Consider the following 12,904-nt stretch of genomic DNA (forward strand, 5'->3'; position numbering starts at 1 on the left):
CCCTTGCCGGCCGCATTGCGAGTCTCTGCCGACAATGTCAGCTGATCGCTCATGTTAATTCTCCAAAAAAAGTTACCTTGCCGCCACGCCTCCAGGGATGACCATGCACGACAAGGGCGCGCCTATATGCAGGTTATGCCGCAAATGCAAGCTGTGTGCGGAATCAGGCCAATGCTTTGTAGAGGCTGAACATGCTGGTCGCGATCAGGACGATGCTGACGGCGAACAACAACATGCGCGGCTGAATGCGCTTGGCAACCATCGCGCCGAACGGAGAAGCCAGCAACCCGCCAATCAACAGGCCGCCGGTGACAACCGTAAACGCCTCTAATCCAATCGTCAGGATGAAGGTCATTGACACTGCAATTGTCAGGAAAAACTCCGCGGTATTGACGGTACCAATGGTTTTGCGGGGATCAGCGCCTTGGATTAGCAAGTTAGAGGTAACCACTGGGCCCCAGCCACCGCCGCCCGACGCATCCAGAAAGCCGCCCACAAGACCAAGCGGCATCGTCACCTTGGGATCGCGGGGCTTGTGCTGATGGGTGAAGTTCCATGCCTTATACAGCAGGTAAAAGCCGATAAGTGTCAAATACCCCATGACAAACGGGCGCGCTGCCTCTGTATGAACACTTGCCAAAAGATAGGCGCCGGTACAGCCGCCGATCACCCCGGGAATAGCAATGCGGGCAAATAGCTTCCAATCGACATTTTTATGCAACACATGGCTGATGCCCGATGCGCCCGTTGTGAACATTTCAACAAAGTGCACGCCAGCAGATGCGCGGGCAGGCGCGACGCCCATGACGCTGACCAACAAGGTGCTGCAAATGACGCCAAACGCCATTCCAAGCGCGCCATCGACCAACTGCGCGGCAAAACCGACCGCGACATAAGGCGCGACGGCAGACCAGTCGATACTGGCAATATAGTCAATCATCCAAGTCTCGCCTTTTGCGATGGAACGGTGAATGCATAATCGGGAGTCACTTCTTTAGCCACCGCTTTGTATCTCACGAATTTGTTTGGAGCGCCCAAGAACGTGTTTAGCGCGGTAAGTGGATTATTCCGCCGCTTGTGCAAATGCTTCAGCGTCAACATTGTCGCACAGATTGATTCCGTCCAACAGGTCAGCGGTCTTGTCGCGCACCTGAAGCATGAGGGCGCGGGTGCGGCAATTTTCTTCCTCGACGCAATTCTTGCAAGTCTCATGCGCATAACGGCTGGCACAGGGGACCAAGGCCAAAGATCCGCGCATGATGCGGATAAGATCGCCATAGCTAATGTCGATGGGTGCAACGCCCAGCCAATAGCCGCCGTCCTTGCCGCGTTGTGATGCGACGAGCCCCGAACGTGTCAGTTCGGACAAAATCACGGTCAGGAATTTGGGCGGAATCTTTTGCGCCTCGGCAATATCGGCGAGCTGCACCGGCCCTTTACCGAAATGGTCCGCAAGATGCTGCATGGCGCGAATGGCGTAGCGAGTTTTCTGGGACAGCATGATTTGCTTGTGCGCCGGATGGCCTGTTTTTTCAACCCAGCAAGTAGACAAAGTGGCGATAGTTTGAATTTCGTGCCGAAATTCTGGTTGATCTGCGTGCAAATGCAGTTGCATTGCAACAGGTGTCGGCATAGCGTGTGATGGTAAACGAGGCTCAGGGGTGAGCTAGAATAACAGGGGTGAAATATGAAATATTCAAAAACCGGGATTCTTTTGTTGGCAACGTGCCTTACCACGCCTGCCTTTGCGCAAGATGCATCGCCGCCAGCCGCGGCTGAAACCGCTGATGAAGGTGCAGCGATTATCGTGACAGGTTCGCGCATCAAGCAGGATCCCGCCAAGAGCGCGCTGCCTTTGCAGATTATCTCCACCGACGATCTGACACGCGAAGGCATTAACAGCCCCGAACAGCTCATCTCTTACCTGTCGACCAACGGCAATGGTGCGGACAACCTTGCGTCCAATGCGGACGTAACATCAGGTGCGCAACGCGGCACCAACGGCCTGTCGGCAGCCAACTTGCGTGGCCAGGGTTCGGCATCGACATTGGTGCTGCTCAACGGACGCCGCGTCGCAGCGCACGGCCTGACGGGCTCAGCGGTCGATGTGAACCAAATTCCGATGGCCGCGCTTGAGCGCGTCGAAGTCCTGAAAGACGGCGCGTCGGCCATTTACGGAACCGATGCAATCGGTGGTGTTATGAACTTCATCACCAAAACAAATTTCCAGGGCCTAGCGCTTAACGCCTTCACGGACATGGCCGAAGCAGGTGGCGGCGCGATTTACCGTCTGTCGGCGACAGGTGGTTATGGCGACCTGGACGAAGACGGCTTTAACATCTTGGCCACCGTCAGCAGAAGCGTCAATAAAGCCCTGAACGGCTCGGATCGCAGCTTTGTAAACGGTAACCAGCCCAATCGCGGCCTTTCGGTCGATACGCGTGGAACGCCGATTGCTACAGCGTTTGCCACCGGTTCAAATGCGCTCTTTGCCCCGACCGGCTCGCTGTTAAGCGGCGTTACTTTGCTTGAGGCAGGGGCAACTGTTCCGGCCACGGGTGGTATCAATATCCTCGATCTTCCCGGCGGCGCAGGTTGCGCATCCATGGATGGTGGCATGGCATATGATGACCAATTGTGGGCCAATACCTCGGCACGTTTTGCCTGTGCTTGGGACACCGGCCGCGCAGCCGTTCTTCAGCAGCCATTGGAAACGCTGACTTATTATGGACGCGCAACGGCGAAACTTGGTGACCATCAATTTTATGCTGAAATCACTGGCTCAGACGCCGATTCATCGAAGCGTTTTTCGAACAACCAATATTCGGGCAACGCCACAACCTTGCCATTATATTATCCGCTGAACGCGACGACAGCGGGGACGTATAATGATGTGTACAACAAGCTGCTCGCCGTTTTCCCACAAATCGCGGCCAATTATGGCAAGCCAATTTCGTATCGCTGGCGTTGTACATCATGCGACGTGCGTGAATATGAAACCAACACAAAAACCTTGCGCGCCGGTTTGGGCGCTGAAGGTCCATTGTGGGATGGCTGGGATTATCGCGCTGGCGGTTCATACGCCCGCAGCCAATCGACCTCGGTATTGGGTACGGGATACCATTATCGTGGAACCTTCGCCTCGGCCGCAGCAGCGACTGCGTCGGGTGTTGTCGGCGCCGTATCTGGCGGCATTGATCCACGCGCACCAACAGCGCCCGGCGCAGCGCGTCCTGGCATCGTTGGCCTGCTGAACAGCGGTATCCTGAACCCGTTTTCATTGACGCAATCCGATGCCGCACTTGCTGGACTGAAAGCCATTTCTGCCGAAGGCGTAACGCTGTACGGCGGTAAATATGAAGTGAAGCAACTCGATGGTTCGGTGTCCGGATCGCTGTTTGATTTGCCCGGTGGTACCGTTCAGGTTGCGCTTGGCGTGGATTATCGCCGCGAAACATATAGCTTCAACGGTTCGCCAGCTGCCGTCACCGGAACGCCCGACATTTTCAACGTGGCCTTTGACAATAATAATGCGCTGACTGCGAAAAACCGCACGGTTAAGGCGGCTTATGCCGAAGTTCTCGTGCCGGTCTTTGAAGCGCTTGAAGTAACCGGTGCCGTTCGTCTGGATGATTATAGCGGCTTTGGTTCGACGGTTAATCCCAAGATTTCCGCGAAGTATCAGCCTCTTGACTGGCTGATGTTCCGTGGTTCGTTCAATACAGGTTTCCGCGTTCCTGCGTTCAACCAGATTTTCAACGGCGTTACGCAATCACCAAACCCAGGCAATACGCTGGTGGATCCAACCACCTGCGCAACGGGTGCGGTCAGCACGCTTCCGGGCTGTTCAGCGATTACGCCAGAGACGCTTTCAGGCGGTAACCTCAACCTTGGACCAGAAACATCGAAGCAGCACAGCATTGGCGTTGTTCTGCAACCATCGAGCCGTTTCAGTGCCTCGTTCGATTACTGGTCGATCGCAGTTGACGATACCATTGGTGCCCTGACGCTGCGTCAGTTGCTCGATAACATCAGCTACTTCCCTGATCGCGTGACCCGCACGAGCAACATCATCACGCTCATCGACCTGCGCGCCGACAATATCGGTTCGCGCCGGACAGAGGGTCTTGAAGTTGCGTTGCGTGGCGGCATGGATGCGTTCGGCGGTGTGATTACCGGTGGTTTGGATGGAACCTATCTGCTGAAAAAGCGTGAGAAGTTTCTGCCGTCGGCACCGTTCGGATCAAGCTTGATTGGTCAGTTCACCTTTGCAGGCGATTTGGGCCTCAAGTGGAAGCACAGCGCCTTTGTTTCGTTCACAAAGGATGACTTCACCTTCAACTTCTCGCAAATCTATCGCGACGGTTACAAGAACCAAGCATTGCCAGGGATTGCCAATGGCACTGTCGTTCGTCCGGATTTCAACCCGATGGTGAAATCGTACGTCACGTATAACACGTCGGTGAGCGTCGATCTGCTCAAGCAATATCGTCTGACCGCTGGCGTGCGGAACGTGTTCGACACCGATCCGCCATTTGCGATCACCTATGACAGCAACACCGGTGCCGGCTCCAGCTGGGAACCACGCGTTGCTGACCCACGTGGCCGGTCGTTCACATTGTCGATTGAAGCGAAGTTCTAAGCAAAGGAACGCCGGGTATGGATATGAATGCAACTCGGCGTCAGATTATGGCGGGGCTGGCGGCAATGCTGTCGGCTCCACCGCTTTTGGCGGCTTCGCCTGAAGCAAAAGGCGCGCGTAAGCCATCGCGTTTGCGTGTCGGCGATACCGTCGGCCTGATTGAACCGGCGTCGGCGAGTGACGAGCCGTTCCAGATCCAGTTGGTTGAAGAAGCCATCATCGCAATGGGGCTGAAACCCAAACGGGCGCCGCATGTGTTGAACCGCTACGGTTATCTTGCCGGGCAGGACAAGGACCGCGCGGCGGACATCAACGCGATGTTTGCGGACAAGGACGTGAAGGCGATATTTGCGGTGCGCGGCGGATGGGGCAGCGCACGGCTTTTGCCTTATCTCGATTGGAACATCATTCGCGCCAATCCCAAGCTGCTGACGGGCTTTAGTGACATCACCGCCCTCCACATGGCGATTGCGGCCAAGGGCGGCTTTGTGACCTTACACGGGCCAAATGCGGGCAGCGCGTGGGGCAAGTCATCATGGGACATCTACCGCGAAATCGCCTTTGATGCGGGCACGCCCTCATTTGTTAATCCAGAGGGCGACGAGGACCGGCTGACCCAGCGTCGTTGGCGCACCCGCGTTTTGGGCACGGGTAGGGGCAAAGCGCAGGGGAAGCTGCTCGGCGGCAACCTCACCGTGCTGACCGCGCTTGCCGGAACCCCTTATTTGCCGGACTTTAATGGCGCGATCTTGTTCCTTGAAGATGTGGACGAGGCGGAATATCGCATCGACCGGATGCTCACCCAATTGGGGCAGGCGGGCGTGTTGAAAAACCTGAAAGGCGTTGTCTTTGGGCAATGCACTGACTGCGTCAATAAGGGCACCAGCTACGGTTCGTTTACGTTGAATGATGTCCTCACCCAGCATCTGGGCGGCTTGGGCATTCCTGCGTATCAGGGGGCGTGGTTCGGGCATATTACCGACCAATTCACGCTGCCCGTTGGCGGCATGGCGGAAATTGACGCCGATGCCGGAACGCTGCGCTTGCTGGAGCCTGTCGTCGTTTAATTCAAAATTTGGGATACGACCAAAGCAAACGCATTGTTCGCCATGTGCAGGATGATGTTCGTGCGCAGCGATCCTGTGCGGTGGTAGAGATAGCCAAAAGCGATGCTGAGCGACATCAATCCGGGGATGGCATAAAGCTGCATATGTACGACCGCGAACAGGAATGATGACAGGAGGATTGCCGCCCAAAAGGGCACATATTTCGCAACCGCATTTTGCAGCATGCCCCTGAACAGCAATTCTTCGACAATCGGCGCCGCAATCGCAATGGCGAAAAATATCGCGGCAATATTCACGGGCGTGCGCGGTATGGAGGCAAGGATTTTGGCCATTTCCTCCTGCATTCCGACACCCGGGATGACATAAGTCGCATAAACATAATTGAACGCCATGGCCGCCATGATCACAACGACCGCAAGCGCCGCTGCTTGACGCAGCGGGATTTTGCCAAAACTGTTGAGCCCCAATATCGCCATCCGCCCTTGCTGGCGCAGATACAGCCACATCAGGAACAATTGCACAATCGCGGCGGCAACAAGGCCGAAGATAATGACGACGGGCTTTGCATTGCTCGTTCCCGTCGCGGCCATGATTAGGCCCGTACACACCCCCTGCAGCACAAAATACAGCAGGATAAACCCGGCGGTGGGCCAAAGACCCGGATAGTTCGGACTTTCCAGTGACCCGGCATAAGCGCCATCGGTGCGTTGCGTGTTGTCCATTGCGATCCCGCTAAAAGTTGAGGGCCCGATCGAATATTGCCGGGCCCTCTCCCTCGTGACACATCAAAACTTAATAGGCCACCCGTGTTGCGCTCAGGCCATAAGCAGGCAGCAGATTTTGAACGCTCGTCGGGCCAGCCAAATGCCCTGCGCCCACCGCCATGAATGTCACGCCGGGCTTTGCCATGCGCGCCGCAATCCATTTCGCCCAGTTGGCATTTCGCTTCGTCAGCAAGGCGTCGTACAAGGTGCGGCTGGTCAGGCCCTCGTTCATGAGCTGGCCAAGGCTTTCGGTTTCGGCCGCTGCCCACATGTCGACCATCTTGTCGGTGGTGCTGGCCACCTCATCAATCAGCTTTGCGGTTTCGACTAAGAAAGTGATTTGTTCCGCCTCCGGCAGGGTATCAAACAAGCCAAGCTGAAACTCCATGGTTTCAAGTCCAGCGATGGGTTTGTTGCTAACCTTCGCCGCTGCCGTTAGCTGTTTTTCAACGCCGCTATTGGGGTCAAAGCCGGATTTTTGCATTGCTACAACGGACAAAGTGATCCCCGCTGCCCATGGTTCAAGAGGGTCGAAAGCAGGTGCCGGAATACCAAGCTTGCCCATCGCCGCCTCATACACCGCGCGGTCCGCATCGTTCATTTTGGAACGCAGGGTCTTGCCCTGTTGATCCATCGCAAACTTGCCAAACAGGGCTTGGACTTCGGCGGCGGGTGGTTCGACCAGTTCCAATACCAATTGGTCCGAACTGTCAAAAGCCGTCTTTACGCCGTCGTCAAACCAGCCAAGGCCTGGTTTCAAAAGATGGACTGAACCGAACAGATAGACCGTCGTGTCTTCGTCCTTCACCACCCACAAAGCGGGATCGACATCCTTGACGGTAACGGCGGGGGGCTCGGTTGGTGTGGTCTGCGCTGCGGCAGGTATTGCCCAGGCCAGCGCACATGCTGCGGTCGCGGTAAGCACGGACTTTAAACGTACACGCATAGATATTCTCCTTTAGGTCCGCGTAGCAACAAATCGTATGCAAATGGTTTCGATATCAGCGATATTTTTTCCAGAGCCAGACCGCCGTCCATATTAACGCAAAGAGCATGAATATGGCCACGCCATCGGGCTCCGGGACAAAACCGCCGCGCCACAGCATCCACCAAGTCGGCGCACCGATCAGCAACGCATATGCGGCGTAATAGCCGCCGTCACGATAGGCGCTTGCTTCCTGTTCATCGATTGCGCGCTTGTGCCAGAACCAGGCGACAATCGGCATAATCACTGTCCAGAAAAAGATCAGCATCAGGGCGATGACTGGCGGCATTGGGCTGTCTGTAAAGATTGGCAAAGCTCCGGCATCCGAAGTCACAATGCGTTTGTCGTAAAACGCAGGGAGTAGACCGATTACACCACCGATCAGCACAAAACCGTAGATCATGTTGCGATTCAGCGTTTCGCGGCGCGTGAGCCCCTCATTACTGGCCTTCATCTTGCTGACGTTCCTCCACATGGCGAACGCCAGGCCGATGATGATGGTGGCAAAGGCGCACAATGTCAGTATTCCAGCGGCCCCGATTGCGCCACCGCCTTGCGCCTCATGCGCGGCGAGATAACCGGCAACGGCTCCTGCAGTCATCACGATGCCAAGGCCTGAAACGATAACCCACATGCAGCGGCGGCCGTTTGAACCGGCGATTTCATCACGATCGATCATGTTAGTCTCCTTCAAATTCGTCATCGAATATCTCCTCGATCGGCAATGCAAACAGCCGTGAAATCTTGAACGCCAGCGGCAGAGACGGGTCATATTTCCCCGTCTCGATGGCATTCACCGCTTGGCGCGATACATCGAGATGCTCGCCCAAATCGGCTTGGCTCCAGCTCCGCATCGCGCGGAGAACTTTCAGCTGATTTTTCACCGGCGATACCGTTCGAAAAAGAAACGGATGTGAAATGCCATTGCGACGGTTATCGCCAGTGTTTCTGATGCGAACCAGTCGTTTGGTCCCGCCGTCACATTGTCGCCCGATAGACCTCCTCCAGCCCATTCTCCGATAAGTTGCGCGCCGTTTCCGATGTGTATGATGGCGGCAAGACAAAACCATATTGCAATGATGCCCATCGCAAATCTGCTGGCAATACATGATACATGACGAAAATAATCATCGTTACGAGACGATAGCACCGCGACCAGCAACGATGTCGCAACGGCGAGAATGCAGCCGCCTGAAACCAAAGACGAAAGCGTGACCCATTGCGTCGATAGCAACACTAGATTGGCCGCTGCGCCAATGCCGACAATATAATAGGCCGCGCTCCGTTCGCTTGGTGTCGGCGCCATGGGATCGTAAGGCATGAAAAATGACTCCCGAAAAAGTCGATGCTACCTGACATTGTGTCATGTAAACCTTACTAATTCGATTCGCGCAATATGTCAACAACACCTTACATAATGCTATGCGTCACTGACAAAACGGCGCGCGCGCTTTTCAGAACCTTGATTTAGCTGCCTATCTCCGCCAAGGGCTGGCCATGTCCGACATCGCACCACTTAGTTTTCAGGACCTGATCCTCACCCTCCATGATTATTGGGGCAAGCAAGGCTGCGCGATATTGCAGCCTTATGATATGGAAATGGGTGCTGGTACCTTCCACACCGCGACCACTTTGCGCGCGCTTGGCCCTGATCCGTGGAATGCCGCATTCGTGCAGCCGTCGCGCCGCCCAACCGATGGCCGCTATGGCGAAAACCCCAACCGGCTCGGCGCCTATTACCAGTATCAGGTGATATTGAAACCAAGCCCGCCGGACCTTCAGGAACTGTATTTGGGCTCGCTCAAGGCCATTGGCATCGATCCGTTGTTGCACGACATCCGCTTTGTCGAAGACGACTGGGAAAGCCCGACGCTGGGTGCATGGGGCCTTGGTTGGGAAGTCTGGTGCGACGGCATGGAAGTCACGCAGTTCACGTATTTCCAACAAATGGGCGGGTTTGATTGCAAGCCGGTCTCGGGCGAGTTGACCTATGGTCTGGAACGTCTGGCAATGTATATCCAGAACAAGGACAGCATTTTCGACCTCGCGTATAACAATGCCACCGCGGATCGCCCTGCGATTACTTATGGCGACGTTTTCCGCGAAAACGAGCGGCAGATGAGCACCTATCATTTTGAGGTTGCCGACACCGACATGCTGTTCGATGCCTTTAAAAAGGCGACCGCGGAGTGCGAAAACTGCCTCGAGCGCAGCCTACCCATTCCCGCCTATGAACAGGCGATCAAGGCCAGCCACATCTTCAACATACTTCAGGCGCGCGGCGTGATTTCCGTGCAAGAACGCGCCAGCTACATGGGCCGCGTCCGCGACCTCGCCAAAGGCAGCTGCCAGGCATGGATGGAAAAGAACGGATGGACGGCATGACCGATTTTCTGCTGGAACTTCGTTCTGAAGAAATCCCTGCGCGGATGCAGGTGAAGGCCAAGGAAGATTTGGCGCGTTTGTTCAACGATGCGCTGGCCAAGGCCGGGCTGGCTGCGGCTTCGGTTGAAACCTTTGCCACACCGCGCCGCTTGGCGTTGATTGCGACGGGGTTACCGCTGGCGACAGACGCTGTTTCCGAAGAAACCAAAGGGCCAAAAGTTGGCGCGCCGCCGCAGGCGATGGAGGGTTTCCTCCGCAAAGCCGGCCTGACGCAAGATCAGCTGATCGAACGCGATGGCGTGTATTTCGCGGTTGTGGAAAAGGCCGGGCGTCAGACCGCTGATGTTCTGGCCGAGGCGATTCCGGCGATTATCCGTGCGTTCCCATGGCCAAAGTCACAACGCTGGGGTGCGGGGTCGGCTTCGACGGAAAGTCTGCGCTGGGTCCGCCCATTGCAAGGCATCGTCGCGATATTGGGCAATGATGTCGTGCCATGCGAGATCGAAGGCATCGTCAGCGGCGCGACGACCATGGGACACCGGTTCCACCACAGCGGCCCTGTCACTATTGGCAACGCAGGCGATTATGCTGAAAAGCTTCGCGAGGCCCATGTTCTCGTGCACTTCTCCGAACGCTGCGCGCTCATTCGCGACGGTGCAAAGGCGGCTGCTGCGGCCGCAGGGCTGACTTTGGTTGAGGATGAAGGCCTGGTCGTCGAAAATGCCGGGCTGACCGAATGGCCGGTGCCGATGCTTGGCCGGTTCGACCCCGCGTTTTTGGAAGTGCCGCAAGAAGTCATTCAGCTGACCGCGCGCGTAAACCAGAAATATTTTGTCTGCCATGACAGCGCGGGTAAGCTTGCCAACGCCTTTGTCTGCACCGCGAATATCGATGCGCATGACGGCGGGGCAGCGATTGTTGCGGGCAATGAAAAGGTGCTCGCCGCGCGCCTGTCTGATGCGAAATTTTTCTGGGAACAGGACCTTAAGGTCGCGTTGGACGACCAAGCGACGAAGCTTGCGCAGATCACGTTCCACGAAAAATTGGGCAGCGTCGCCGACAAGGTCGAACGCGTTGCCAAGCTGGCGCGCTGGTTGGTCGAAGAAGGCATTGTAGGTGCGTGCTCCCCGGCGCAGGCCGGGGCCCAGCCCGCAAACAATGAATCCTCTGATAAGGTTCTGGACCCCGGCCTTCGCCGGGGAACACAAGAGTTAGCGGACCAAGCCGAACGTGCAGCGCGGCTGTGCAAGGCTGACCTCGTCACCGGCATGGTTGGTGAATTCCCCGAATTGCAGGGTCTCATGGGCGGTTACTACGCCCGCGCACAAGGCGAAGCGGATGCTGTCGCCGACGCGGTCCGCGACCATTACAAGCCCGTCGGGCAGGGCGACGAAGTGCCCACCGCACCGGTCACGGTTGCGGTCAGCTTGGCGGATAAGCTGGATACGCTTGCACAATTCTTTGCCGCCGGCATGCCGCCCACGGGTTCGAAGGATCCGTTCGCATTACGCCGCGCGGCCATCGGCTTTTTGTCATTGCTGCTTCAAAACGACCTGCGCTGTTCGCTCAAGGATATGCTCTTGGCAACTGGAGCGGCAACGAGCTTCGATACTTTGGAAGAATTTTTGGTCGACCGCCTCAAAGTCCAACAACGCGAAGCGGGCGTGCGGCACGATTTGATTGATGCGGTGTTTAGCCTTGGCGGTGAGGATGATCTTGTCCGGCTGCTCGCGCGGGTGAACGCATTGCAGGCATATATCACGACAGCCGAAGGCGCGAATTTGTTGGCGGCGTATAAGCGCGCGGCGAACATATTGAAGGCGGCGGACGGTGTTGATGCCGCTGCACCCGCTACGGCGGATTTGGTTGCTGAAGAGCATGCCCTCCTCACCGCGCTCGACACCGCCGCGCCCAATGCCGCAGCGGCGGTCGATGCCGAAGATTTCGAAGGCGCAATGGCGGCGCTTGCCAGCCTGCGCGCGCCCATCGATGCATTTTTTGACGGCGTGATGGTGAACGACGAAGACCCCGCTAAACGGGCGTTTCGTTTGGGCTTGCTGGCGCGGTTCCGTGATGCGGTTCACCGGGTTGCGGATTTTGCGAAAATAGAAGGCTGACGGTTTCTCCCCGGGAATGCTGACAGACAATAAGGACTTAGCATGACCCAATATGTATTTCGTTTCGGTGGTGGTGTTTCGGACGGCGATGAAACCGTTCGCGGCAACAAGAATATCCTTGGCGGCAAGGGTGCGAACCTTGACGGCATGGCGTCGATTGGATTGCCTGTCCCCCCCGGCTTCACGATCACGACGGAGATGTGCACGGCCTATTACGCCAATGGCCAGAGCTTCCCCGACAGCGTGCGTGCAGAGGTTGCGGGCGGCCTTGCGCATATTGAACAGGTCACCGGTAAAGCCTTTGGCGATGCGGCCAATCCGTTGCTCGTGTCCGTCCGCTCTGGCGCGCGTGTATCGATGCCGGGGATGATGGATACTGTTTTAAATCTGGGACTTAATGACCAAACTGTAGAAGGTTTGGCAACATCCTCGGGCGACGCCCGCTTTGCGTGGGACAGCTATCGCCGCTTCATTCAAATGTATGCCGATGTGGTGTTGGAACTGGACCATGGCGCATTTGAAGAAGCGCTTGAAATCGCCAAGGAAGACCAAGGCTATTATCTCGATACCGAGCTTTCGGCTAATGATCTGAAGGCGTTGGTGGCCGAATATAAACGGCTGGTTCAGGCCGAATGGGGCAAGCCATTTCCGCAAGATGTGCATGACCAATTATGGGGCGCCGTGGGCGCTGTATTTGGTTCATGGGAGTCCGACCGGGCAAAGGTCTATCGCCGCCTGAACAATATTCCCGGTGACTGGGGCACGGCGGTCAATGTGCAGGCAATGGTGTTTGGCAATATGGGCGAAACGTCCGCAACGGGCGTGGCCTTCACCCGCGATCCCGCGACCGGCGAGAATGCTTATTATGGCGAATATCTCATCAATGCGCAGGGCGAAGATGTTGTCGCGGGTATCCGTACCCCGCAATATCTGACCAAGGCGGC

Annotated in this window: 12 protein-coding genes; 5 read left to right on the forward strand and 7 right to left on the reverse strand. The window is 56.5% G+C overall.

The window, feature by feature from the left end; translation table 11 throughout:
* Positions 1–163: 163 nt before the first annotated feature.
* Both ACILQA_RS06100 and ACILQA_RS06105 read right to left on the reverse strand, forming a co-directional pair.
* Entirely contained in the window at positions 164–940 is a 777-nt protein-coding gene (locus ACILQA_RS06100) for a sulfite exporter TauE/SafE family protein (RefSeq protein WP_395628902.1), read from the reverse strand.
* Positions 941–1,063: 123 nt separating this feature from the next.
* A complete protein-coding gene (locus tag ACILQA_RS06105; protein ID WP_183939784.1) occupies positions 1,064–1,501 on the reverse strand; it encodes an Rrf2 family transcriptional regulator in 438 nt (145 codons plus the stop codon).
* Positions 1,502–1,687: 186 nt separating this feature from the next.
* Between ACILQA_RS06105 and ACILQA_RS06110 the strand changes: the two genes are divergently transcribed.
* Together ACILQA_RS06110 and ACILQA_RS06115 are read left to right on the forward strand one after the other, a co-directional pair.
* The gene (locus tag ACILQA_RS06110; RefSeq protein WP_395628903.1) at positions 1,688–4,642 is read left to right on the forward strand and encodes a TonB-dependent receptor domain-containing protein; all 2,955 of its coding nucleotides are present in this window, start codon (positions 1,688–1,690) and stop codon (positions 4,640–4,642) included.
* Positions 4,643–4,659: 17 nt separating this feature from the next.
* A complete protein-coding gene (locus ACILQA_RS06115) occupies positions 4,660–5,709 on the forward strand; it encodes an LD-carboxypeptidase (protein WP_395628904.1) in 1,050 nt (349 codons plus the stop codon).
* On the opposite strand, the gene ACILQA_RS06120 is transcribed toward ACILQA_RS06115, so the two are convergent.
* From ACILQA_RS06120 to ACILQA_RS06140, 5 genes are all read right to left on the reverse strand, one after another.
* Positions 5,706–6,431 (reverse strand): lysostaphin resistance A-like protein, encoded by a 726-nt coding sequence (locus ACILQA_RS06120; RefSeq protein WP_395628905.1) that lies wholly within the window; start codon positions 6,429–6,431, stop codon positions 5,706–5,708. The genes ACILQA_RS06115 and ACILQA_RS06120 overlap by 4 nt on opposite strands.
* A gap of 70 nt (positions 6,432–6,501) precedes the next feature.
* On the reverse strand, positions 6,502–7,419 hold the full coding sequence (locus tag ACILQA_RS06125; protein ID WP_395628906.1) for a TraB/GumN family protein: 918 nt from the start codon (positions 7,417–7,419) through the stop codon (positions 6,502–6,504).
* Positions 7,420–7,474: 55 nt separating this feature from the next.
* Positions 7,475–8,137, reverse strand: coding sequence for a hypothetical protein (locus ACILQA_RS06130; RefSeq protein ID WP_395628907.1), 663 nt, complete (start codon positions 8,135–8,137; stop codon positions 7,475–7,477).
* 1 nt (position 8,138) lies between these two features.
* Entirely contained in the window at positions 8,139–8,342 is a 204-nt protein-coding gene (locus ACILQA_RS06135; RefSeq protein ID WP_324478050.1) for a helix-turn-helix transcriptional regulator, read from the reverse strand.
* Positions 8,339–8,779 carry a hypothetical protein gene (locus ACILQA_RS06140; RefSeq protein ID WP_395628908.1) on the reverse strand — a complete coding sequence of 147 codons (441 nt, stop codon included), beginning with the start codon at positions 8,777–8,779 and terminating at the stop codon, positions 8,339–8,341. Before ACILQA_RS06140 ends, ACILQA_RS06135 begins: the two co-directional genes overlap by 4 nt.
* Before the next feature lie 176 nt (positions 8,780–8,955).
* Between ACILQA_RS06140 and ACILQA_RS06145 the strand changes: the two genes are divergently transcribed.
* From ACILQA_RS06145 to ACILQA_RS06155, 3 genes are all read left to right on the forward strand, one after another.
* Entirely contained in the window at positions 8,956–9,843 is an 888-nt protein-coding gene (locus tag ACILQA_RS06145) for a glycine--tRNA ligase subunit alpha (RefSeq protein WP_183939798.1), read from the forward strand.
* On the forward strand, positions 9,840–11,960 hold the full coding sequence (glyS, locus tag ACILQA_RS06150) for a glycine--tRNA ligase subunit beta (RefSeq protein WP_395628910.1): 2,121 nt from the start codon (positions 9,840–9,842) through the stop codon (positions 11,958–11,960). Before ACILQA_RS06145 ends, glyS begins: the two co-directional genes overlap by 4 nt.
* A gap of 42 nt (positions 11,961–12,002) precedes the next feature.
* A partial coding sequence (locus ACILQA_RS06155; RefSeq protein ID WP_395628909.1) for a PEP/pyruvate-binding domain-containing protein occupies positions 12,003–12,904 on the forward strand: 902 nt, incomplete at its 3' end.

The sequence above is a fragment of the Sphingorhabdus sp. genome (assembly GCF_044239005.1).
Lineage (GTDB): Bacteria > Pseudomonadota > Alphaproteobacteria > Sphingomonadales > Sphingomonadaceae > Sphingorhabdus_B.